This window comes from Pseudomonas sp. EB271-G4-1, from assembly GCF_058791355.1.
The window spans coordinates 1-24585 of record NZ_JBYTEO010000043.1 but is presented as its reverse complement, the minus strand read 5'-3'; the positions used below and the strand labels follow the sequence as shown (position 1 = coordinate 24585).

Annotated in this window: 18 protein-coding genes; 14 read left to right on the top strand and 4 right to left on the bottom strand. The window is 61.6% G+C overall.

Annotated elements, in window-relative coordinates:
• Positions 1-58 precede the first annotated feature (58 nt).
• The gene (locus AC3WWR_RS20615; protein ID WP_020799117.1) at positions 59-1303 is read right to left on the bottom strand and encodes a thiolase family protein; all 1245 of its coding nucleotides are present in this window, start codon (positions 1301-1303) and stop codon (positions 59-61) included.
• A gap of 151 nt (positions 1304-1454) precedes the next feature.
• Positions 1455-2228 (bottom strand): enoyl-CoA hydratase/isomerase family protein, encoded by a 774-nt coding sequence (locus AC3WWR_RS20610; protein WP_020799116.1) that lies wholly within the window; start codon positions 2226-2228, stop codon positions 1455-1457.
• Positions 2229-2392: 164 nt separating this feature from the next.
• Here AC3WWR_RS20610 and AC3WWR_RS20605 point away from each other — a divergent pair, with 164 nt between their 5' ends.
• From AC3WWR_RS20605 to AC3WWR_RS20570, 8 genes are all read left to right on the top strand, one after another.
• Positions 2393-5104, top strand: a complete 2712-nt coding sequence (locus AC3WWR_RS20605) for a winged helix-turn-helix domain-containing protein (protein ID WP_492599016.1) — start codon at positions 2393-2395, stop codon at positions 5102-5104.
• Positions 5105-5218: 114 nt separating this feature from the next.
• Positions 5219-6364, top strand: coding sequence for an acyl-CoA dehydrogenase family protein (locus tag AC3WWR_RS20600; RefSeq protein WP_042955607.1), 1146 nt, complete (start codon positions 5219-5221; stop codon positions 6362-6364).
• A gap of 83 nt (positions 6365-6447) precedes the next feature.
• Positions 6448-7248 (top strand): enoyl-CoA hydratase/isomerase family protein, encoded by an 801-nt coding sequence (locus tag AC3WWR_RS20595; protein ID WP_248677557.1) that lies wholly within the window; start codon positions 6448-6450, stop codon positions 7246-7248.
• Between the two features lie 130 nt (positions 7249-7378).
• Positions 7379-8566 (top strand): lipid-transfer protein, encoded by a 1188-nt coding sequence (locus AC3WWR_RS20590; protein ID WP_020799112.1) that lies wholly within the window; start codon positions 7379-7381, stop codon positions 8564-8566.
• A gap of 13 nt (positions 8567-8579) precedes the next feature.
• Positions 8580-9776, top strand: coding sequence for an acyl-CoA dehydrogenase family protein (locus AC3WWR_RS20585; RefSeq protein ID WP_432669588.1), 1197 nt, complete (start codon positions 8580-8582; stop codon positions 9774-9776).
• Between the two features lie 15 nt (positions 9777-9791).
• Positions 9792-10931: an acyl-CoA dehydrogenase family protein gene (locus AC3WWR_RS20580; protein WP_020799110.1), complete on the top strand. Its 1140-nt coding sequence runs from the start codon at positions 9792-9794 to the stop codon at positions 10929-10931.
• A 36-nt stretch (positions 10932-10967) separates the two neighbouring features.
• Positions 10968-11423 (top strand): MaoC family dehydratase, encoded by a 456-nt coding sequence (locus tag AC3WWR_RS20575; protein ID WP_020799109.1) that lies wholly within the window; start codon positions 10968-10970, stop codon positions 11421-11423.
• A 245-nt stretch (positions 11424-11668) separates the two neighbouring features.
• Positions 11669-13018: a DUF1329 domain-containing protein gene (locus AC3WWR_RS20570; protein ID WP_371106616.1), complete on the top strand. Its 1350-nt coding sequence runs from the start codon at positions 11669-11671 to the stop codon at positions 13016-13018.
• A gap of 336 nt (positions 13019-13354) precedes the next feature.
• Here the strand turns inward: AC3WWR_RS20570 and AC3WWR_RS20565 are convergent, their stop codons facing one another.
• Positions 13355-14932: an AMP-binding protein gene (locus AC3WWR_RS20565; protein WP_020801051.1), complete on the bottom strand. Its 1578-nt coding sequence runs from the start codon at positions 14930-14932 to the stop codon at positions 13355-13357.
• A 235-nt stretch (positions 14933-15167) separates the two neighbouring features.
• Between AC3WWR_RS20565 and AC3WWR_RS20560 the strand changes: the two genes are divergently transcribed.
• Both AC3WWR_RS20560 and AC3WWR_RS20555 read left to right on the top strand, forming a co-directional pair.
• The gene (locus tag AC3WWR_RS20560) at positions 15168-16112 is read left to right on the top strand and encodes a SphA family protein (RefSeq protein WP_042955920.1); all 945 of its coding nucleotides are present in this window, start codon (positions 15168-15170) and stop codon (positions 16110-16112) included.
• A 188-nt stretch (positions 16113-16300) separates the two neighbouring features.
• Complete coding sequence (locus AC3WWR_RS20555; RefSeq protein ID WP_020801053.1) at positions 16301-17761, top strand: flavin monoamine oxidase family protein; 1461 nt, start codon at positions 16301-16303, stop codon at positions 17759-17761.
• 36 nt (positions 17762-17797) lie between these two features.
• Here the strand turns inward: AC3WWR_RS20555 and qhpR are convergent, their stop codons facing one another.
• Positions 17798-18808, bottom strand: a complete 1011-nt coding sequence (gene qhpR, locus AC3WWR_RS20550; protein WP_020801054.1) for an AraC-like transcriptional regulator QhpR — start codon at positions 18806-18808, stop codon at positions 17798-17800.
• A gap of 259 nt (positions 18809-19067) precedes the next feature.
• On the opposite strand from qhpR, the gene AC3WWR_RS20545 reads away from it, so the two are divergent.
• The 4 genes from AC3WWR_RS20545 (at position 19068) to AC3WWR_RS20530 (ending at position 24278) form a co-directional block, all read left to right on the top strand.
• The gene (locus AC3WWR_RS20545) at positions 19068-20516 is read left to right on the top strand and encodes an arylsulfatase (RefSeq protein WP_083349068.1); all 1449 of its coding nucleotides are present in this window, start codon (positions 19068-19070) and stop codon (positions 20514-20516) included.
• Positions 20517-20656: 140 nt separating this feature from the next.
• On the top strand, positions 20657-21028 hold the full coding sequence (locus tag AC3WWR_RS20540) for a c-type cytochrome (protein WP_432669594.1): 372 nt from the start codon (positions 20657-20659) through the stop codon (positions 21026-21028).
• 102 nt (positions 21029-21130) lie between these two features.
• A complete protein-coding gene (locus tag AC3WWR_RS20535; RefSeq protein WP_083350154.1) occupies positions 21131-22888 on the top strand; it encodes a DUF1302 domain-containing protein in 1758 nt (585 codons plus the stop codon).
• 19 nt (positions 22889-22907) lie between these two features.
• Positions 22908-24278, top strand: a complete 1371-nt coding sequence (locus AC3WWR_RS20530) for a DUF1329 domain-containing protein (protein ID WP_020801058.1) — start codon at positions 22908-22910, stop codon at positions 24276-24278.
• The last annotated feature ends 307 nt before the right edge of the window (positions 24279-24585 follow it).

The following is a 24585-nucleotide window of genomic DNA, read 5'->3' as shown; positions in this document are numbered from 1 at the left end:
GTGGAGTGCGGCGCAGGAAATGCGTGGTTTCCTCGAAGACGCCGACCTCCATAAACGATCAGGCGCGGCCGAAAATGCCGACGTGCTCGGTGGACTCTTCGACGCGCCACAGGCCGCCGCCGTTGCCTTGCAAGGCGATACGCGCGCCTTCGACCTGACGCGGACCGCAGTTGCCGCGCAGTTGCTCGACCAGTTCAAAGATCTGGCCGATGCCGGTGGCACCAATCGGATGCCCCTTGGATTCCAGGCCGCCAGACGGGTTGACCGGCAACCGGCCGCCCAGGGCGCTGTCGCCATTTTCCGCCATCACACCGCTCATGCCCGGCTCGCACAGGCCCAGGGCCTCGATCGCCAGCAGTTCGCCGACGGCGGTGGCGTCATGCACTTCAGCCACATCGACATCTTGCGGGCTGATGCCGGCCTGCTCGAAGGCCGCCTTGCCGGCCAGGTGGGTGCATCCCTTGTCGAAGTCGTCGGCGGCACGGGCCGAGGCCGAGCGCACCACGCTGGCCAGGACCTTGATGGCCCGGTTCCTGTTGAAGCCGTATTTCTTCATGGCCGATTCAGTGCACAGGATCGCGGCAGCCGCGCCGTCGGAAATCGGCGAGCACATCGGCAGGGTGATCGGGTAGGTGATCGGCGGGGCGGCGAGGATTTCCTCGATGCTCATGGCATTACGGTACTGGGAGCGCTCGTTGTGCACTGAGTGGCCGTGGTTCTTCGAGGATACGGCGGCCAGTTGACGCTGGGTAATGCCGTAGCGCTCCATCAGGCCGCCACGGCCCAGGGCGGCGTAGACGTCCATGAACGGGCTGTAGGGTTTTTCGGATTGCGAACCGGCAGGCGGCACGATGCCCTTGCCCATGCTCGCCAGGTAGTTCTTGTTTTCCTCGAAGGTTTCGATGTCCCAGGCAGACTCGAAGGCCGAGAACATCTTCGATTTGTCGCTGTAGAACATCTTTTCGGCGCCTACTGCCAATGCCACTTCTGCAGCGCCGGCCTGCAACTGGGTCACGGCCAGGTTAAAGGCATGGCTCGACGAGGCGCAGGCCCCTTCGATGTTGAAGATCGGGATGCCGTCCAGGCCCAGCGGCAGCAGCGCCACTTGTCCACGGATCATGTGCTGGCCATCGAAGTGGCCCTGGGTGCAGTTGCCGAAGAAACCGACCTGAATCCACTTTCGGTCGCAGTCGGCATCTTTAAGGGCGTCTTCCACTGCCCAGGCGGTCAGTTGCTTGATGGTCTTGTCGGTGTGACGGCCGAAGGCGGTCATGCCGACGCCGACGATGTATACGTTTTCCATCGTTACCTCGAATAGTCAGAAAAGGCAGGCGCAGGCCTCTGTAGGAGCGGGCATGCTCGCAATGGAGGTCATCGATCACGCGGGCTGTCTGTTTGCCCGCGCTGGCATGACGTTTTTCGCGAGCATGCTCGCTCCTGCAGGGGAGGCGTAATCAGTAACCCTTGAAATCAGGTTTGCGTTTCTCGGCGAAGGCGCGCACGCCTTCGGCCATGTCGTAGGAGCGCTGGTGGTCGCGCAGTTCCAGCAGCTCCTGGCGCAATGCATCGGCGCGGGATTTGTCGCCGGCTTCGTCGGCGACTTTCTTCATCTTGCGCAGCACCAGCGGGCTTTTCCCGGCGAGCTTGTCGCCCAGGGCCTGGACGCGTTCGACCAGTTCGCCGTCGGCCACCACTTCGCTGACCAGGCCATAGTTCTTCATGTCCTGGGCGGGCAGGGCGTCACCGGTGAACAACATGTACTTGGCAACGTTCTCGGGGATCTTGCGTGGCAATACCGCGGCACCGCCGCCGCCCGGGAACACACCGAAGTTTGAATGGGCATCACCAAAACGTGCGCTTTGCGCGGCGATTACCAGGTCGCAGCACAATACGGCTTCCAGGCCACCGGCCAGGGCGAGCCCGTTGACCGCGGCAATCACCGGTTTGGGGAATGCGCGCAGCGCGTCGAAGAAGGTGACGATGGTGTCCAGCAGGTCTTTTTCGCCGGGCTGCGGGGTTCCGCCAGCCTTGAGGTCGGCGCCGGCGCAAAACGCCGCACCGGTGGCGGTCAGGGCGATCACCCGCACCTGATCGTCGTGTTCCCAGGCGTTCAGGCGGGCGGTCATGGCCTCCAGCATTTCACGGTTGAGGGCATTCATGGCTTTTGGACGGGTCAGGGTGATCCAGCCCACCTGGCCCTTGATGTCAAAAGAAACGGACTCGCTCATCTCCAATCCTCGATCTCATGCAATTGACGTTTCTGTCTGGATTGAAAATTACGCGACTCCCGAGAGCGCTATCCCCCCCCCTTGCGGACGGGGCGAGCGCCGCTTCGTCTGTTGCAGGATAGGCGTCACATCCAGGCAACATGCCAAGGGCGGAGAAGTCAATAATGCAGACAAATGTCATCAACGCCGGCGATCTACTGGTCGCCACCAAGTTCGCGCCGCCGCGCCTGAGCGCCCGGCACATTCCCCGTGCACACCTGCTGAACCGCTTGCGCGAATCGCAACACTGCAGTGCAACCCTGATTACTGGCGGCGCCGGGTTCGGTAAAACCATTTTGCTCGCCCAATGGCGCCTGGAACTGATGAAGGCCGGGCTGGACGTGGCCTGGGTATCGTTCAGCCTCGATGACCGCCAGTTCGCCAGCTTCCTGTCCTATCTGCTGGCCGCCTTGCAACGCCTGGGCATTGCAATGGATCAGGACTGGCTCAACAGCGACGGCAGCGAACAGTCGATCAACGCCTTGATCGCCCTGATCACCCACGCCGTACAAGACCTCGAAAGAGAGTTGCACCTGCTGCTCGACGATTTTCAACACGTCGAATCACCGAGCGCGCACCGCTTGATGCAGAAATTGCTCGATCATTGCCCAGGCAACCTGCACATCACCATTGCCTCGAGGACCACGCCGCCACTGAGCCTGGGCCGCTTGCGCATGCAAGGGCATGTCGCCGAGATCGACACCGTAGAATTGCCGTTCGATGTCGATGAAACCCAGGCATTCTTCAAGCAAAACCTCAGCGTTTTGCCACTCACCGCCGACGAGGAACGCCTGATCCATGACCTGACCAGCGGCTGGCCGGCCAGCCTGCAGCCCATCGCCACCATGCTGCGGGTGCGGCCAACGCGGCGTTCGCAACTGCGTTCGATCCTGCGCAACTCGGCGGACCTGCAGGCTTACCTGACCGAGGACGTGGTGGCCTGCCTGCCGCCGCAGCTGCTGGAATTCATGGAAAAGGTCTCGATCCTGCGGCGCTTCAACGCTGAGGTCGGCGAATTTGTCAGTGGCTGTCCCCATGCGCAGGACATGATCAAGCGCGCCGAGGATGAGAATCTGCTGATCCAGCGCATCGAATCAGACGACAGTACGCCCTGGTATCGCTTCCATCCTCTGTTCGGCGAGTTTCTCAACCAGCGCCTGGCGGCCCGTGGCGAGGTGGTGGTGCAGGCGCTTCATCGGCACGCCAGCCAGTGGTTTGCCGAGCATGATTATCTGGTGGAGGCGGTGCGCCACGCCAATCTGGGCGGCGATCGCGATTACGCGGTCAAGGCCATGGAGCAAGCGGCGTCCAGTATCTGGAGCATGGCCTACACCAGCCCGATGCTGCATTTGCTCGAACGCCTGCCCCAGGACACGCTGTTCGCTCATCCGCAACTGTTCATCATGGGCTGCCTGACCTATGCCTTCACCGCCCGGCCGGAAAAAGCCGAGCGCTGGGTGGAGCAGATCCGCCGCAGCGAAGCCTCACGCAACCCCGCGATCTCCTCGAAACTGGTGCTGGCCGACGCCGCGATTGCCCTGACACTGGATCAGCCGCTACGGGTCATCGGCCTGCTGGAACCGACCTTGCAGACGCCATTGGAAAACCGCTCGTTGCGCTACATCAGTCTCTCGGGACTGGCCACTGCCTATTTGTCGGTGGGGCGTGTAGATGACGCGCGCAAGCTCCATGAGCAGCACCCGATAGACCTGCAGTATCGCGACAACGACATGGCCATGGTCTTCGAATCCACCCGGGCGCTGACCAGCCTGCGCGAAGGCAATGCACGCCAGGCGCAAAGCATCGGGGCCAGCGTGACCGAGCGTGCCGAGCAAGCCTATGGACGCGATTCGGTTTCCGCCAATCTGTGCGCCGCCACACTCTGCGACGCTTATTACGAACTGGACCAGCTGGACGAGGCGTTGCGGGTCCTGGCCAACCGCAGCGGGATCCTGCGCTCATCCATGCCCGAAGTGATGGGCCGGGCCTCGCTGTGTCGTGCGCGCATCACCTTGCAGCGCGAATCGGCCCAGGCGGCCTTGAGTTTCCTCGAAACCCAGGGCGCGCACTTTCACGTGCTGGGCCTGGACCGGTTGCTGGCAATGATGCTGGCCGAGCAAGTCCGGGTGCTGATTGAGCAGGGTGAAAGTCGTCGCGCCGGCGAACTGGTGACGCGACTGGCTGCGCTGGAGGCGGCCCAGCGGCCAAATGCCGAAACCCGCGGGGAAATCCGTTGCCAAGTGGCGATGTCCAGGGTGCGACTTGCACTGGCCGGGCGTGACCCTGGCCTTGCGCTGGAACAGTTGCAGGCCGTCAGCGTCTATGCCGAGCAGTCGGCGCGGGGACGCACGCGGGTTCGCCTGCTTCTGCTCAGTGCCCTGGCGCACGACATGCTCGGCCAGCCAGAGCAGGCGTTGACGTACTTGCAACAGGCCATGCAAGCGAGTGCCCGGATGGGGTTAGTGCGCACACTGCTCGACGAAGGCCCGGCGGTGCTCGCATTGCTGAATCAATGGCAAGGCGAAATCGCCCGGGACATTTCTGTCGCCGAGTATCTGGACGCGCTGCTCAACCGCGAAAACTTGCACGAGGTACCCGTGCAGGTAGCCGTTGCCCCCAGGAAGATGAACGACGGGCCACGAGCCACCCTGACCCCACGTGAGCTGGAAATCCTCGGTTTGGTCGCCCAGGCGATGTCGAACAAGCGCATCGCCCTGACGCTCAACATCACCTTCGGCACCGTGAAGTGGAACGTGAAAAACATCCTCGCCAAGCTCGGTGTGTCGAGCCGCTACGCGGCGATCTCCCTGGCTCGCCAGCAAGGCCTGCTCAAGTAACCGGATGCGGGCGGCAGCCCGCGCACCCTCCCGAGACGGGAGGCGCATGCGATGTCGGCCACCGCGCATGCTCAGGTCAGCATCGATTACCCGACCCGGTACAAGAGGAAGACCATGAGTGATACATCCGCAGCATTCCTGAGTGAGCAGGAAATCATGATTCGCGACGCTGCCCGCAAGGTGGCGCAAGAAGTAGTGGGCGCCACCGCCGCCGAACGCGACCGCACGGGTGCCTGGCCCCATGCTGAGCTCAAGGCCGTGGCCGACCTGGGCTTCCTGGGCATGCAGATTCCCGAGGAGGCGGGCGGAGCGGGCATGTCCTTTCCGGAATACTGCCTGTGCATCGAGGAGTTTGCCGCCGCCGATGCCGGTTTTGCGACCATTTTGCATGTTCATAATGGTATGACCGACATGCTGCATCGCTTCGGCACCGAGTTGCAGAAGCAGAAATACCTAGCCGGGATGATTAGCGGCGAGCTGATTGCCGCCGGCCTGCTGACCGAACCCCAGGCCGGTTCCGACACCGCCGCGTTTCGCACCACGGCGCGCCGCGATGGCGACCATTACGTGCTCAACGGCAGCAAGCAGTTCATCTCCAATGGCAGCGAAGCAGGCATCGCCTTTGCCATCGCCGCCACCACCGAAACCACCGAAGGCCGCAAGGGCCCGAGCATGTTCATCATCGACCCGCGTGAGCCCGGTTACATCGTCACGCGCGTGGAAAGCAAGATGGGCCAGCGCTCGGCGCATGTAGCGGCCATTCAACTGGATAACTGCCGCGTGCCGGCCCATAACCTGCTGGCGGAGGAGGGCACCGCTTACAAACGCTTGATGGCGACCCTGTCCGAAGGCCGTATCGGCATCGCCGCCGTGGCCGTGGGCGCCGCCCGCGCCGCGCTGGAAGCGGCGGTGAAGTATGCCAACGAGCGTGAAGCCTACGGTGCACCGATCATCAAGTTGCAAGGCGTGGCGTTCGACCTGGCGGACATGGCCACCCAGTTCGAAGTCGCCCAGCACTACATGCTGCACGCCTCGCGCCTGCACTACGCCGGCGTGCCCTGCGCCAAGGAAGCGTCCATCGCCAAGCTGTTCGCCAGCGAAATGGCCGAGAAAGTCTGCTCCGAAGCGCTGCAAATTCATGGCGGCTACGGCTACCTCAGCGATTTTCCGGTGGAGCGCTATTGCCGTGACGTGCGCGTGACCAAGATCTACGAGGGCACCAGCCACATCCAGAAGGTGATCATCGCCCGCAATTTGTAACGGGCGGCGTTCGTGTTCCTGACCATCGCACCCTGGGCACGGCCGGCATGCACCGGCCGGTGTCGCATCAGGAGGAGTTGAATGTGACTGACAGTGCAGTGCTGTACGAAAAAATCGGCAAGACAGCGTTGATCACCCTGAATCGTCCGCACAAACGCAACGCGTTCGAAGCGGCCATCAATGAAGCCTTGCCCGTGGCGCTGATGACGGCGCGGGACGATCGTTCGATTCGTTCCATTGTCCTGACTGGCGCTGGCGGGGCCTTTTGCTCGGGCTTTGACCTGGGTAGCCTGGAGGAGGGTGACGACCCCGCGTTTGCCGGACGCCAGCTGGTGCTGGGTTTTCATGAATGGTTCGCCAGCCTGGTCGACTTGGGCAAACCAGTGATCGCGGCAGTCGATGGCGCGGCCGTAGGGGCGGGGTTCTCGCTGGCGCTGGCCGCGGACTTCATGTTCGTTACGCCGCGTGCCCGGCTGCTGCCAACCTTCCTGAGCCTGGGGCTGGTGCCAGACCTGTCGATGCTGTACGTGCTGCCCAGGGTGGTGGGGTTGGCCAAGGCCAAGGAACTGATATTTTGCGCCCGGCCGCTCGATGCACAGCAGGCACTGGCGCTGGGCCTGGCCCAGGCGGTCATTGACCAGGAGCAGTTGCTGGACGGCGCCTTGCAGTTCGCTCGCCAGTTCGATGACGCACCGCCCGATGCGTTAGGATTGGCCAAGACCCTGCTCAACCGCTCGTTCGAGACCGACCGCCACGCGATGACCCAGTTCGAAGCCAGCGCCCAGTCATTGTGCGGGGCCAGTCGATACCATGCCGAAGCCGTGAACCGCTTCCTTGGCAAGCAAGGGTTGCCTTATCCCGGTGCGGTGCTGCCACAGCCATGAAGCCCCAAAGAGGGAGGGGCAACCGGCCATGGGGCCTGCCTATCCTTGAGACTCAAGACCTGCCGAGCGCCATTGCCCGGCGCAGAACGCCCAGGGCGCCGGCAGGGTTTTCAATACTGAGGAGTAAGACATGATGCAGAAAGTCGTCGTCGCGGGTGTAGGTATGATCCCCTTCGTCAAGCCTGGCCAGAGCGAGACCTATGCGGTCATGGGCGAGCAGGCCGTGCGGTTGGCACTGGCGGATGCCGGCGTAGGTTACGAGTCGGTCCAGCAGGCATATGCCAGCTACGTCTTCGGTGATTCCACCAGCGGCCAGCGTGTGCTGTATAACGTCGGCATGACCGGTATCCCGGTGATCAACGTCAACAACAATTGTGCCAGCGGCTCAACGGCGCTGTTCCTGGCCAACCAGGCGATCGCCAGCGGCATGGTGGATATCGTCCTGGCCTTCGGTTTCGAACAGATGGTGCCCGGCGCCATTCCCAGCTCCTTCCCGGACCGTCCGAGCCCGTTGGAGCCGTTCCTCGATCAGTGCGATGAAGCGATTCCCGGTGCGGCGCAGATTCCGGCAGCACTGCGTATCTTCGGCAGCGCGGGCGTGGAGCACATGAATCGTTTCGGCACGCCGCTGGAAACCTTCGCTAAAATTCGCGCCAAGGCCAGCCGTCACGCGGCGAACAATCCCAAAGCCGTATTCCGTAAAGTGGTGACTACCGAAGAGGTCATGGCCGATCAAGTAGTGTGGCCGGGCGTCATGACGCGCCTGATGGCCTGCCCGCCGACCTGCGGTGCCGCCGCGGTGGTGTTGTGCAGCGAATCCTATGCGAAAAAGCACGGCCTGGATCGCAGCGTATCGATTGCCGGTCAAGCCCTCACCACCGATGGCGCGGAGACCTTCAAGTCGGGCGACATGCGTGATGTTGCCGGTTATTCGATGTCCCGCGCGGCGGCGCGCAAGGCTTACGAAATGGCCGGCATCGGTGTCGAGGACGTGCACGTCGTCGAGCTCCACGACTGTTTCGCCCAGAATGAGTTGCTGACTTACGAATCGTTGGGCCTGTGCCCGGAAGGTGGGGCGCAGAAGTTTGTCGACGATGGCGACAACACCTACGGCGGACGCTACGTGGTCAACCCGTCTGGCGGCCTGCTTTCCAAGGGCCATCCGATTGGCGCGACGGGCCTGGCGCAATGCACCGAGCTGGTTCAGCAACTGCGTGGTCGCGCGGAGCAGCGCCAGGTCGAGGGCGCACGCATTGCCTTGCAACACAACGTTGGCATCGGTGGCGCCTGCGTCGTCACCCTGTACCGCAAAGACTGACAGGGGAACCGCGATGGATTTTCAACCTGATGCCAGCCTCGAAGCATTCCGCGAGCAAGTGCGCGGCTTCCTTCGCGACCAGGTCCCCGCGGACCTGAAAGGGCAACAGCGCTGCACGCGCTCGCCGCGAGAGCAGATCACACGCTGGCAAAAGCTCCTCACCGAACGCGGCTGGGGTGCGCCTTACTGGCCCAAGGAGCACGGTGGCACAGGTTGGTCGGTGCCGCAGATCCTGGTGTTCGATGACGAGTGCAGCGCGGCGGGCACGCCCACCCTGGATGGCTTCGTGCACAAGATGCTTGGCCCGGTGCTCAATAGCTTCGCCACGCCTGAGCAAAAGGCCGAACACCTGCCTCCGGTGTTCAATGGCGAGCGCTTGTGGTGCCAGGGCTTTTCGGAGCCGGGCGCAGGTTCCGACCTGGCATCGCTGCGCACCCGTGCCGAGCGCGATGGCGACCATTATGTGGTCAATGGCCAGAAAATCTGGACCAGTTATGCCCATGACGCGGACTGGATCTTCCTGCTGGTGCGCACTAACACGGATGTGAAGAAGCAGGCCGGGATCAGCTTTTTGCTGGTGGACATGCGCACGCCCGGCATCACCGTGCGCCCGATCCGCAGCATCGATGATGCGCATCACTTGAATGAAACCTTTTTCGACAATGTACGGGTGCCGGTAGCCAACCTGATCGGTGGCGAAGGGCAGGGTTGGAGCATCACCAAGTTTTTGCTCAACAACGAACATGCCACCGTTGCCGACCTGCCCGAGCTCAAGCGCTACATGCGCGAGCTGCGGCTGATCGGCAGCACGCTGCAAGTGGATGACCAGCCACTTTTCGAGCAGACCGGGTTTGCCCTGAAGCTGGCACGCCTGGATGCCGAACTGCAGGCCATCGAAATGCTGGTGCAACGGGTGGCACGCCTGGAACAACAGCACAATCCGGCGTCGCACACCTTGGGCTCGATCCTCAAGATCCGCGCCACCGAACTGCAGCAGCGCATGACCGAAGCGCAAATCGAGGCGCTGGCTGACTACGGTGCGATTGCCTATCCGCATCCCCACGAGGCGGACCCGCAACAGCCGTTCCCGCAACAGGCACTGGCACGAGGCATCAGCCATGACATGTTCCTGCGCCGTGCCTCGACCATTTACGGCGGCACCAGTGAAGTGCAGCGGGGCATTATCGCCAAGATGCTGTTCCAACTCTGATATCAGGAAACCGCTATGGATTTCGAATTCACTTCGGAACAACGACTGTTGCAGGACAGCCTGCGACGCTATGTAGACAAGGCCTACAGTTTCGAGGCACGCACCGCCTTGCTCAAGGCGGGCAAGGACGGGAGTGCGGACAACTGGGGCCTGTTCGCCGCCAACGGCTGGTTGATGGCCGCGTTGCCGGAAGAATACGGCGGCCTTGGCGGCACGCTGGTGGACACGGTGATCATCGCCCAGGAACTGGGGCGTGGATTGGTACTGGAACCCTTCATGGCTTGTGCTGTGCTGGCGGCCCAGACGCTGTTGGCAACAGGCAGCGAGGCGCAAAAAGCGCGACTTGTACCGCAACTGGCCGATGGGACCTACCGCATTGCGCTGGCCTATGGCGAGGCTGGTTCACGGGGCATGCCATTGCCGGTGACCCTTCAGGCGGAACCGGTGCATGACGGATTTCGCCTGTCCGGGCGCAAGAGCCTGGTGCTCGGTGCCGTGGGAGCCAAGGCGTTTATCGTCTCGGCGCAAATCCCCCAGGCACCGGGCATCAGCCTGCTGTTGGTCGATGCCGATCGTCCGGGCCTGACCTGCCAGACGCTGCCTTTGCACGACGGCACCTGGGCGCAGGCGTTGCACTTCGATGGTGTCGAGGTTGGCGCCGATGCCTTGTTAGGCGAAGCGGGGCAGGGTTTGTCGGGGTTACGCCAAGGCCTGGCCAACGGCATCGTTGCTCTGTGCGCAGAGCTGGTCGGCGGGATGGAAAAAACCATTGAAGTCACAGCCGATTACCTCAAGGTGCGCCAGCAATTCGGTGTGCCCATCGGTTCATTCCAGGCATTGCAGCACCGGATGGCGGATATGGCGGCGGAGCTGGAACTGGCACGTTCAAGCCTGCACGCGGCCCTGGATGCCATGGCCAATGATGACGCGGTCACTCGTGACAGGACGGTGTCGGCCAGCAAGATGCTCATTTGTCGCGCGGCCAAGTCGGTTTGCGGCCAGGGCATCCAGTTGCACGGCGGCATCGGCATGACCGAGGAGTACCTGGTCGGCCATTACTACAAACGGGCCGTCGTCGCCGATTTGCTCCTGGGCAGCAGCGACAGCCACGAAGCCGCTTGCGCGGCCGCACTGCAGGCGCAACTGCGCGCCTGATCCGCCATTGAACAGATTATCGAGAGCACAACAACAATGAAAAGCTACGAAACCCTGGCCGAACTGCAAGGCCTCGTCGGCGAAGTCGTGGGCACTAGTGACTGGGTGGCCATCGACCAAGATCGAATCAATACCTTTGCGCAAGCCACCGGGGATCACCAGTGGATTCATACCGACCCCGAACGCGCCGCCCAAGGGCCATTCGGCAAGACGATCGCCCATGGCTTCCTGACCCTGAGCCTGCTACCCACCTTCATGACCAACGCGTTCGAACTGCGCAACGTGAAGATGGGCGTGAACTACGGCATGAACAAGGTACGCTTCGTCCAGCCGGTGCCAGTGGACAGTCGGTTACGCGGGCACTTCAAGGTGCTGTCCTTCGAGCCGCTGGAAGGTAACGGTGCCCAAGTGACCTACGAGATGATCGTGGAGATCGAGGGCGCCGCCAAACCCGCGTGTGTGGCCGAGACCATCCTTCGGGTATTCGCCTGAGCCATAACGCCTGCAACGCCGTTTTGACAAAACGCCACGCGCATTCCCATGCCGCGTGGCGTTTGCGTTTTTCAGCCTGACAAAAAGTCTGCCCCTCCCTTTGTGCGCCAATAAGGGGGGGGCGAAGACAGGGGGCGGTTGGTTAAAAAAACACTGCCGGGACGGGACGTTATTCCGCAGTTCCTTGAAGGGCAGGGCGTGCTTGGAAAGACGCTCAAACCATCATCCTAGAGGTTGGAGACATGATTAAACTCACAAGAACCCTGATTGCGCTTGGCCTGTTGGCTGCGCATGCAGGCGTGCTCCATGCAGCAGTATCAGAGCAAGAAGCCAAGCAATTGGGCACCAGCTTGACCCCCGTGGGTGCCGAGATGGCCGGTAATGCCGATGGCACCATTCCGGCCTATAACGGCGGGCTGAAAACCGCGCCCGCGGGCTTCGACAAAGCCTCGGGCATTCGTCCCGACCCCTTTGCCAATGAAAAGCCGCAGTTCTCGATCACAGCCAGCAACGTGGACACCTACGCCGATAAGCTCACGGAAGGAACCAAGGCACTGATCAAGAAACTGCCGGGTTTTCGCGTCGACGTTTATCCGACGCATCGCACCGTAGGCTACCCGCAGTTCGTGCTGGACAACACGTTGAAGAACGCCACCAGCGCCGCGCTGACCAATAATAACGAAACGCTGCAAGGCGCCCATGCCGGTGTACCGTTCCCGATTCCCAAGACCGGCATCGAAGTGATGTTCAACCACCTCGCGCGCTACCAGGGCCTGGCCTGGATCGCGCCCAAGTACGGCGCCTACAACGTCGATGCGGCGGGCAAACTGGTCACGTCTACGTTGGGCCGCTGGACCTACGAGATGCCTTACTACGATACGTCGAAAAGTGGCGACGACATTCTGCTTACCCGCGCCCGTGCCAATTACAGTGGCCCTGCACGCCGCGCGGGTGAGGCAGTGATGACATTCGACTACACCGCGACCGAGCGGGGGCGCAAGGCCTACCAGTATCTGCCTGGACAACGCCGTGTGCGCCTGGCCCCCGACCTGGCCTACGACACGCCGAACGCCAGTACCTCAGGGATGTCCACCATCGACGACATCAACCTGTTCAACGGCCGGATGGACCGCTTCGACTGGAAGCTGACAGGCAAGAAGGAGATGTACGTTCCGTACAACGCCTATCGCTTCGCCTACGCCGAGAATCCTGAGCAGGTGTTTGGCTCCAAATTCATCAATCCAGACCTGGTGCGCTGGGAGCGGCACCGCGTCTGGGTGGTAGAGGCGACCCTCAAGCCTGGCATGCGCCACATTTACTCCAAACGCACTTTCTACATCGACGAAGACAGCTGGACCGCCGTGGCGGTGGACCAATACGACGGTCGCGGTCAACTGTGGCGGCCTGGCTTCAACTACCTCCATCAGATGTATGACGCCGTTGCCGTCAACAGCACCGCCGGACACTACGACCTGATTGCGGGCACCTATTACATCAACGTCTGGCCGGGCAAGGCCGGCGTACAGGTCATGGACAAGCTCAGCCCGGACAATGGCTGGAGCTCCGATAGCCTGGCGGGGGCCGGGGTTCGCTGATCACTGCTGGACTGTCCATTGTGGTGGAACGGGACCGACTTGCGCGGTTCCGTTTTTTTTGGCTTGTAGAAACAGGAGTGCATAACCATTGTGCATGGCTCAGGTCATGCGTCGTCAGCGGAACGCGGAGCGTCCCTGGCGGCATTCCCACGCAGAGCGTGGGAACGATCAAAAGCCAAAGCAATAGCGAGCCCTGCTGATCATTCCCACGCGCAGGAAAGGAATGCATCCTGTGACGCTCCGCGTCACCATTGCACATGGCTCAGGTCAGGTGTCGTCAGTGGAACGCGGAGCGTCCCTGGCGGCATTCTTTTGCTGCGCGTGGGAACGATCAGATCAAGAAACCCGCCGCGACTGATCCACCCAATAGCCCTCCCGAACCTGTCGCCGCAGCACCTTGCCAACCGCGCTCAAGGGCAGGGCCTCCACCAGTTTCACCGACTTGGGTGCCTTGAAGCGGCCAAGGCGCTCCTTGACCAGGGCGATCAGTTCTTCTTCAGCGACGATCATTCCCGGTTTAAGCACGACTTCGGCATGTACCGCCTCACCCCACTTGTCATGGGGAATGCCGACCACAGCCGACATCGACACCGCGGGGTGACTATTGAGCGTCGATTCGACCTCCACGGCGTAGACATTGAACCCTCCAGTAATGATCACGTCTTTCTTGCGATCGACGATGAACACATAACCGGCCTCGTCCACGTAGCCCAGATCACCAGACTTCCAGAAACCCTCGCTGAACTCAGCAGCGGTGCCCTGGGGATTGTTGTGATAGCCGCTGATGGTTCCGCGCCCACGTAGCCAGATTTCACCGGTGACGCCATTGGCAACGCGATTGCCCGCCTCATCGACGATCTTCAATTCGATGCCCGTGGCAGGCCGTCCGGCAGAGGCCAGGCGTCCCGTTTCGACCGCACAGAGGTGGTCGGCCTTGGTCAGGGTGCACACCGCCTGGGCGCATTCGGTGGCGCCGTACAGCTGGAAAAAGATGTTGCCGAAACGCTCCCGCGATTGCTTGAGCTTGCTCGGGCTCATAGGCGCCGCGCCGTAATAGAGGGTCTGCAAGCTCGACAGATCGTATTGCGTGGCCTCGGGCAACTCCAGCAGCCAACCCACCAGCGTCGGCACCATCAGCGCCGTGGTAATCCGCTCCGCTTCGACATTGCTGCACCATGCCTTGAGGTCGGCGGCGTTCTGGGTCACGGTGCACCCGCCCCGAAACAGCGTGGGCAACAGCGACAGCCCCGAGCCATGGCTGATGGGCGCAATATGCAGGTAGCGAGTGTGTTCGTTGAGGGCCTGGCTCTGCTCGCTGTCGGCATACATCGAGTCGCGCGCCGCCAGCCAGTTATCGATGGTGTAGCGGGCGCATTTGCTCTTGCCGGTGGTGCCGCCGGTAAAGCGGTAGATCAGCGTGTCCTGGTACACATCGGATTCGACATCAGGCTCCTCATCCGATACCCCTTCCAGCAACGTCCAGAAGGACTGCGCGAAGCCACAATCGGCGGGAGGCTCATCCATGCACACCACGACGGCACCGCTGGCGCACAGCATTTCGCGGTAGCGCTGCAACAACGTGAGCTCGATGAAAATGACCTTGGGCGCGATGAACTCCACCTGCCAGCGATGTTCTTCAAGGGAATCGCGAAAGTTCGTATGCGCAATCGCTGCTTCGCCTTTAAACGCTGTCCAGGCGTGCAGCAACGACAGATTGTCGTTTTCCAGGATGCACATAGCCGTGTCGCCACGCTGCAAATGCAGGCGCGTACGCAAGGCGTTGGCGATGCGATTGGTCAGCCGATGCAACTGATCAAAGCGATAACGCCGGTTGCGCTCCACATTCACCAACGCCTCCTGGCTGGCATAGCGTTGCGCAACCTGAGCCATGACCCTGGAAAAATTCATCTTCATTGTGGTCTCCGTTGTTTGTTCTGGCTGGTGGAAAACGCATTCTAGGAAGGGGGCCAAGGTGTGCCGCGCCCCCCTTCTGGAGAGGGGGGAGGCTCGCGGTGTCGGTGCTAGAGTCAATGGATGTGCCGTAGGCAGGGGCAACGAAAAAAACCCCTCCAATAAATGGCGTTTTGCGTAACAGCCTCTGTAACCATTGCGCAGTCAGCCATGGGTTTGCAGTGAGTCGAGGGCTTCGATGACAACAGGGAACAGACTTGCATTGGGCCTGCTGGCCTTACTGCCCGCCATGCTGGCCCAGGCGGATAACGGCGGTATCGGTTTCTGGCTGCCAGGCCAGTTCGGCGCGTTGGCGGCGGTACCCACCGAGCCCGGCTGGAGCCTGCCGCTGATCTACTACCACGCCCACGCCAAGGACGACGCCAGCAAACCCGTTCCCCGAGGCGGACTGACAACGGTTGGCCTGGATGCGACAGCGGATATCCTGTTCGCCTTCCCGAGCTACACCTTCGCCGAGCCTTTGCTCGGCGCTCAGGCTGCCCTGGCAATGGGCGCAGCCGTGGCGCGCTCCGAAGGCAGTGTCGATCTCACGCTGACAGGCCCGCGGGGCCGGACCGTCTCCGGCAGTACCGACGACACGTTGAAAGGCGGCAGCGACCTTTATGTGATGGGCACCCTGAAATGGAACCATGGCGTTCACAATTTCATTGCCTACAGCATGGGAGACATTCCGGTCGGTGCCTACGACCCCAATCGCCTGGTTAACATCGGCCTGGGTCACGCCGCTCTGGATGCGGGAGGCGGCTACACCTATTTTGACAAGAAGAACGAGTTTTCCGCCGTGGCGGGACTGACGTACAACTGGGAAAACAGCGATATCGACTATCAGAACGGTGTCGATGCCCACCTTGACCTGAGCGCCTCGCACTTCATCAATGACCAGACTCACCTGGGCCTGGTTGGCTATGTCTACCAGCAGGTCACCGGCGATAGCGGCAGCGGTGCCACCTTTGGTGATTTCAAATCCAGGGTCAATGGCATTGGGCCCCAAGCCGGGCACTTCTTCAAAGTCGGTAAAGACCTTTGGTACGCCAACCTCAAGGGCTACTACGAGTTCGATGCGAAGAATCGGGCAGAAGGCTGGAACACCTGGTTATCCGTGGTCATTCCTCTATCGAATTGAACGCAATCGACCAAGGAGGCACGCACCCCGAGGCCCCGGTACCGGTAACAGTCGACCACGACGCTTGAAAACGTGCTTGGCACCCAAGGCTAAATCATTGGCATCCCCTGACAATTGCTGCGCCCCGTCTTCTGTCATGTTTACCCCAGACTGCCAACAGGCATCATGACGACATTCAAAGGTGGGGTATGGATAACAAGCAGGGGCAGGGCGTAAGTCGCCGCAAGTTTCTCAGAAATGCCGGCGTTGTCGGTGCGGCAGGGGCAGCGGTGTCGGCGGGTGCCGTTTCGATCGGTACCGCGGTGGCCGGTGACAAGGGCGGCGCCAAATGCGCTGATTGCGATTACGACGTAGTGGTCATCGGCGGCGGATTTGCCGGCGTCACCGCGGCGCGCGAGAGCATGAAGAACGGCTACAAGACCGTGATTCTCGAAGCTCGCAACCGGCTCGGCGGGCGTACGTTCAGCAGTGAGTTTGCCGGTCACAAGGTCGAGTTGGGCGGAACCTGGATCCACTGGACGCAGCCCAACGTCTGGGCCGAAGTACAGCGCTACGGCCTGGAACTCAAAGAGACGCCGGAGCCGTTTGTCGAAGAACAGCAGACGGTGCGCATTATTCACGAAGGCAAGGCCGTCGAGCCAAAGCTTGAGGAATTAATCGGTATTTCGAAGGCGGTAAAGGACTTCTTCGCCGATGCGCCCAAGCTCTGGGAGCGTCCCTACGACGCCAAGCATACCTGGGAGCAACTGCTCGCCGTCGATGGCATGACCGGCGCTGACCGTTTTGCGCAACTGAAGCTGACGCCGCTGGAGCGCAGCTTCATCGATGCCTATGTTGCCGGTATCGCCCATACCACCAGCGATCGCACGTCCTATCTGGAAACGGCGCGCTGGTGGTCGCTGCCCGGCTGGAACATGACAGCTTTCGTCGATGCCTGTGGTCGCTACAGCTTCAAGGACGGCACCATCAGCCTGATCAACGCGATGATCGAGGACGGCAAGCCGCAGGTGCGCTTGTCCACACCGGTGGCCAAGGTCGAAGAGCAGGGCAAGCGCGTGCTGATTACCACCGAAGGCGGGGAGGTGATCCGTGCCGGTGCGGTGATCGTAACAGTCCCGATGAACGTGTTGCCGCGTATCGCGTTCACCCCGGCGCTGGATCCGGCGCTGGTCCAGGCGGCGGAGGAAAAACACACTGGCAGTGGCATCAAGGTGTTCGTGCGCACCAAGGGCAAGTTGCCGGAAGCGGGCAAGCGGCTCGGCCTCGCCGGTTCCGCTCACCCGATCAACGTATTGGCGACCTATGCCAAGGCCGAGGATCACACCCTGTTCGTCGGGTTTGGCGCCGACCCTGCAAAACTCGATATCCAGGACCGTGACGCCGTGCAGGCGATGATGAGCTCCTTCTATCCGGACCTCGAAGTCGAAGCCTGTTACGGCTACGAATGGACCCTGGACCCGTATGCCCGCGGCACCTATTGCAGCTACAAGCCTAACTGGATACGCAAGTACTACGATCACTTCCAGAAGGATCGCGGTCGTGTGGTGTTTGGCCAGGGCGACCACGGCGAAGGCTGGCGCGGTTTCATTGACGGCGCTATCAGTGCCGGCAGCCAGGCTGCATTGCGCACGCACAAACTGTTGGGCTGACGAACCGGCCGGCGGGGCGCATCCCCGCCGGCTTCCTTACTCAGGCTTTTGCTGACGAAATTCCCGCGGCGTCATCCCGACCCAGCGACGGAATGCGCGGGTGAAAGAACTGGCCTCGTTATAGCCCAGACGCTGGGCTATTTCCGTCAGGCTTTGTGGGGACTGGCGAACGAGATCGATCGCCAGCGCCTGGCGTATTTCCTCCACCAACTCGGCAAATTCCACTTCAAGTTCCTGCAACCGCCGTTGCAGTGTGCGCTTGCTCATGCACAGGTGGCGCGCCACCTGATCGATGCCGATCTTGCCGTTGCTGATGTTGGCTTCAATCACCATGCCGATCCGGGTGGTCAGGTCGGTGTCGGCCAACCGGCGGCGGCGCTCGGCCTCCAGCCCCGGCAACAATGCCTGGAACAGGCGCGGATCGGCCGTCACCAAGGGTTGATCAAGCATCTCGCCGGGCCAGGCCATCACGTTCTTCGGCTGGTCGAAACGCAATGGACATTTGAACGCAGCCTTGTGCAGTTCGATATCGACCGGCTGCGGATGCGCGAAATCGACACGTAACGGCGCAAACCGCTCACCGGTGATCTCGCGCAAAAGGGCGTACAGCGTTCCGATAGCGAACTCGGCGTCCTGGCGCCGGTGCAGAACACTGGGGTCGGTGATCTGGTAGCTGATTTCCAGACGACCCGCCTGCAGGCACCAGTCGAGCTCATTGGCCTGGGCGTGCACCACGATGTAGCGGCTGGCGGATACAAGCATCGCACGCACGTCCGGTGCGCTGCGCGCGGCATGACCGACCCCGCCCAACAGGCTGCTGTTGATACCGCTGCACAGCAAACCCAGGCCCATGCGCAACCCGAGGCTGGCGTCGCCATGGGCGGCGGCGACTTCCAGCAGGGCGTTGTATTGGCTCAACGGAATGGTGGCATCCGGTCGTTCCAGTAGCCCTTCGTCCAGGCCGACGGTCGCCAGGTGAGGGCGAAAAATGTCGGCATGACGCTGCAGCAGGGCTTCGGCATAAACGGTGTGTTTCAGACGAGACATACGAAATCGCTCCTGGCACGGCGGGTGGATCCCGTTCGCGTGAAATCGGGGATCAGCAAAAACGATGGCATGCACAATCCCGAGCGAATCCTAACAAGTGACGCAACGCCGCTCCCCCCTCCTTAGGTGGGGCGCGCGAAATTGGCGCCGAATGAAAAGTGTCTGGCATCCGCGGGCAATTACGGCAGTGGGGGGCGGCCTATGGTCTGGCCACGCTGGCGATTGTCATGCCGACAACCATCGCGCACTGGAGATTGAAATGAGAAACCTATTGGCATGCCTGGCCTTGCCAGGTGTTCTGTTGGCGAGTCCGTTTGTGGTTGCCCAGGACGCGGCGCCCAACATCGTCGTCTTACTGTTCGACAACCTCGGATATGGCGAACTCGGTGTTTATGGCGGCGGCGCGCTGCGCGGGGCCGAGACGCCGCGCATCGACCAGTTGGCCGCTGAAGGGATGCGTTTCACCGACTTCAATGTCGAGGCGCAGTGCACGCCTTCGCGGTCGGCGTTGATGACCGGCCGCTTTCCGATCCGCTCCGGGACGTACAAGGTGCCTCGTCCCGGCCAGCCCGATGGCCTGACCCTGTGGGAAGTCACCTTGCCTGAGCTGCTGTCGGCCAAGGGATATGCGACGGGCATCTGGGGCAAGTGGCACCTGGGCAGCAGCGAGGAGCGCTTTCCGACCCAGCAGGGATTTGACGAATGGTACGGCGTGCCGCGTACCTACGATGAGGCCATGTGGTCGGCTTCGGACGTAGCCAGCGGCCTGACGCCGGCCATTGGTAGCAAACAGGGCTGGGACCAGAAGCTGGCGCCGGCGCAGTTTATTTACGAGGCCCGCAAGGGCGAGGCGCCAAAGGCCGTCAAGAAACTCGATCTCGACACCCGGCGAACCATGGATGAAGAAATCACCCAGCGGGCAACGGCGTTCATCAACCACAATGCACAATCGGGCAAACCCTTTTTCGCCTACGTGTCCTTCTCGCAACCCCACATGCCCACGCAGCCAAATCCAGCGTTTGCCGGTAAAACAGGCAATGGTTCATGGGCCGACGTGCTCGCCGAGATCGACTTTCGGACCGGACAAGTGCTCGATGCCCTGAAAGCGGCGGGGGTCGAACAAAATACCCTGGTAGTGCTGGCCAGCGACAACGGTGGCGAGTCCACCTATCCGTGGCAGGGTGCCAACGGTCCGTGGCGCGGGACTTACTTCACCGCCATGGAGGGCAGCCTGCGGGCGCCGTTCATTCTGCGTTGGCCAGGTCATGTTTCGACTGGCAAGGTCAGCAACGAGATCGTCCATATCGTCGATCTCTACACCACCCTGGCCCATGCCGCAGGGGCCGAGATACCCACCGACCGCGCCGTGGACGGGGTCGACCAGATGGCGTTCTTCACCGGCAAACAGCCCAAATCCAACCGTGAAGGTTTCCCGGCCTATGTCGCCGATCGCCTGTCGGCGGTGAAATGGCGTAACTGGAAACTGCAATTGATCTTGCAAGACGATATGTACGATCCGCCGCAAACACTGGCGCTACCGCGTCTGTACAACCTGCTTACGGACCTTCGTGAGGAACACAACGTGGCAGCGCAGAATACCTGGGTGATCACGCCCATGATGAGCATCGTCGGCGCCTTGAAGACAAGCCTTGCCAAATACCCGCCTATCGAAAGCGGCACGCCTGATCCGTACGTTCCATCGCACTGACGGCATCGAGCCGTCCATGCCCGAGGCGCCTTTCGCCATCGATTGGCGCCCAATGGCAAATCTCTGGCGTTGACCAGCGATTAGTCAGTCCCCGCGGATGTCACCTTAGGTTCACCACCAATACTGCTGGGGAACCTCCTATGCGCTACCTGATTCAACCGCTTGCCGGCCTGTCGCTGCTGGCGCTCAGTCATGCCATTGCGGCTGCCGAGTGCGATCCCGGCGCCGGTCAACAAGCGTTCCAGACCAAGTGTGCCGCCTGCCATGCCCTCGACGCCGACCGCGTCGGCCCGCGCCTCAATGGCGTGGTCGGTCGCCCCATCGGTTCGATACCGGGCTTCAAATACTCGAAGGACCTGGCCGGGGCGAACAGCGCCTGGACCGTCGAACAGCTGGATCGCTGGCTGACTTCCCCGGCACAAATGTTCCCTGACACGGCAATGGCGTTCGGTGGCCTGCGCAATGCCAGCGAGCGCCAGGCCGTGCTCTGTTTCCTGCAAACACAAGGCTGACCTTGCCGGGCGGGGAAGCCAAAGCCCGCCGATGGGTGACACATCAATAATAAGGAAAAAAAGTCTGTGCATATCACTCCTCTCAAGCGCTGCCTGCTGGCAATGGCCGTGGCGGCGGCAACGGCACCGGTTTGCGCTGCAAGCTTCGACCTCGGTGAGCTTCACGGCCAATTCGACTCGGCGTTGTCGATCGGTGCCAGTTGGGCCATGGCCGAACCCAAGTCCAAATTGATCGGTAGCGACAATGGCGGCACCGGCTTCTCTACCTCCGGTGACGACGGGCGCCAGAATTTCAAGAAAGGTGAAACCTATTCGAAGATCTTCAAGGGCGTGCATGACCTCGAACTGTCCTACGGCGACACCCGCGCTTTTGTCCGGGGCAAATACTGGTACGACTTCGAGCTGCAGGACGAACACCGTCCCTTCAAGGACATCAGCGACGATGGGCGTGTCATGTCCACGCGTTCCTCGGGCGCCGAATTTCTCGACGCGTTCGTCGCGCAACGCTACGAATTAGCCGATCGTCCGGGGGAAGTTCGCTTGGGCAAGCAGGTGGTGAGCTGGGGAGAAAGCCTGTTCATCGGCAACTCGATCAACGCGATCAACCCGCTGGACGTCTCGGCGCTGGTCCGGCCGGGCTCGGAACTCAAGGAAGGCCTGATTCCGGTCAACATGCTCTATGTCTCCCAAAGCCTGACGGAAAACCTTAACGTCGAGGGTTTCTACCAGTTGCAGTGGAAGCCCTACGCGCTGCCCAACTGCGGCACCTTCTTCGGGGCCGACCCCGTACCCAAGGGCTGTGATCGCAATCTCAACGCCGGCTTGGCCGACATCGCGCCGCTGGAGCCGATCGCCGCCAATGCCGGATTGGGTTTTGACATCCTCGACCGTCGCATCAGCAACGAGGGCGTCATCCTGCCGCGCGACAAGGACCACGAGGCGCGCGACAGCGGGCAGTTCGGTCTGGCCCTGCGTTGGCTCGGCGAGGGTACGGAGTACGGTGCCTATTACATCAACTACCACTCGCGTAAGCCCAAGTTCGCCTTGCGCACCGAGAGCGGCGTCGCCAACTTCATCCAGAACGACCCGGGTTTCGCCGCGTTGCCGTCGGACGAGCAGTTTGCCCTGGGCCTGGCCACCGGCGCCGGCAATACGCACTACTTCATCGATTACCCGGAAAACATCCACCTGTTCGGCTTGAGTTTCGCCACCGTGCTTCCCACCGGCACGGCGTGGAGCGGCGAAATCAGCTACCGCCCCAATGAACCACTGTCAATCAACACCGCCGACCTCTCCGGCGGTGCGCTGAACCCGGTGTTCCAGGCACTGACCGGGAGCATCGTCGAACCGACCGTACCCGCCGAAGAAGGGCAGGTCATCCAGGGCTGGAAGCGCAAGGAAGTCACCCAGGCGCAGACCACCTTGCTGCACCTGTTCGATCCGGTGATCGGTGCCGATTCGATGTCGCTGGCGGTGGAAATCGGCATGACCCACATCGGCGGGCTGGAAGGCCTGGACAAGCAGCGTTATGGCCGCGACTCGGTCTTCGGCGACTTGAGCCAGGCCGGGCGCCACGGCTACTACACGCAAAACTCCTGGGGTTACCGGGCGTTCAGCGCCCTGAAGTACACCAGCGTGTTCGCCGGGGTCAACCTCAGCCCCAATCTGGCGTGGTCCCACGATGTCGACGGCTACGGTCCGACCTTCAACGAAGGCTCCAAGGCCGTGAGCGTCGGCCTCGATGCCGACTACCGCAACACCTACACCGTCAGCCTGAGTTACACCGATTACTTCGGCGGCGACTTCAATACCGACATTGACCGCGACAACCTGTCGCTCAGCGTCGGCGTGACCTTTTGATCCCGGAGCCTTTGAAAACATGAAAGCATACGCACAGTTCACGAGCGCATCCCTTGCATTGATGCTGTTGGCCTCCAGCGTCATGGCCGCCGTCTCGCCCCAGCAGGCTGACCAGCTCGGCACCAGCCTGACCCCCCTTGGCGCGCAGAAAGAAGGCAATGCCAATGGCAGCATTCCGGCCTGGACCGGCGGGCTGCCGAAAAATGCCGGCCAGGTGGGCGCCAACGGGTTCCTCGCCGACCCTTTCGCCAGTGAGAAACCGCTGTTTATCATCACTGCGCAGAACGCCGAGCAGTACAAGGACAAGCTCAGCGCCGGGCAGTTGGCGCTGTTCAAACGCTTCCCCCAAAGTTATCGGATACCGGTCTACCCAACCCATCGTTCGGCGACGATTCCGCCAGACATCATGAAGCTGGCGAAGGACAGTGCCCTGCATGTCACGTCAACCGACGATGGCAACAACCTGGCCAACTTCGCCGACAGCGGCTACTACGCGTTTCCGATTCCGAGCAATGGTGTCGAGGTAGTCTGGAACCACATCACGCGATATCTCGGCGGCAGCTATCAGCGCAGCTTCATCCAGGCCACGCCACAGGTGAACGGCGACTACACGGCGGTGCGTTTCGAGGAAGAGCAAGTGTACCCCCGGCAAGTGACCGACCTGCCTGCCGGCGACGCGCAAAACCTGTTGTATTACTACAAGCAACGCGTGACGTCGCCAGCACGATTGGCCGGCACGGTTGCGCTCGTGCATGAGACCATCGATCAAGTCAAGGAGCCCCGTCGCGCCTGGGTCTACAACGCCGGTCAGCGTCGCGTGCGACGTGCCCCGCAACTGGCCTACGACGGGCCGGGCACTGCTTCCGACGGCCTGCGTACGGCGGACAACCTCGACATGTTCAACGGAGCACCTGATCGCTACGACTGGAAGTTGATTGGCAAGAAGGAAATGTACATTCCCTACAACAGCTATCGCCTGGAATCTTCTGCGCTGAAGTACGACGACATCGTCAAGGCCGGGCACCTCAACCCTGACCATACCCGCTATGAGCTGCACCGCGTATGGGAGGTGGAGGCGACCCTCAAGCCTGGCCAGCGCCATGTCTACGCCAAGCGTCATATGTACCTCGACGAAGACACCTGGCAACTGGCGGAAGTCGATCATTACGATCAGAAAGGCCAGCTATGGCGGGTAGCGGAGGGGCATGCGCTGTATCGATACGACGAACAGGCCAGCTACTTTGCCGCCGAAACCCTGTACGACTTGATCTCAGGTCGCTACATGGTGGTTGGGTTGCGCAACGAGGAACCGCGTAACACCGAGTACGGCCTGACCGCCAAGAACTTCGAATTCACCCCCGCAGCACTGCGCTCCGATGGACTGCGCTAACCCTTCTGAGATGCAGGCAGTGTGACCGACAGACGTGGGTGGTGATTTTGCGACCACCCCGTCAACCTCCCTTGAGGCGGCCTGATAGCCGACCTATTGTTGGTTGACTGAGTACATGTCCATTCATGCGGTAACGGTTGGGTTTCGCTCTTACTGTAGGAGCCAGGCTTGCCGGCGAAGGCGTTCTGACGGCCAATGGGGATTTTGTGACTGAGTACATATCCATTCCTGCGGTAACGGCCACTTAGGGTTTCGCCCTTACGGCGAGTCACTTGGAAAAACGGAACGCCGCCCGGCCCCAAGTAAC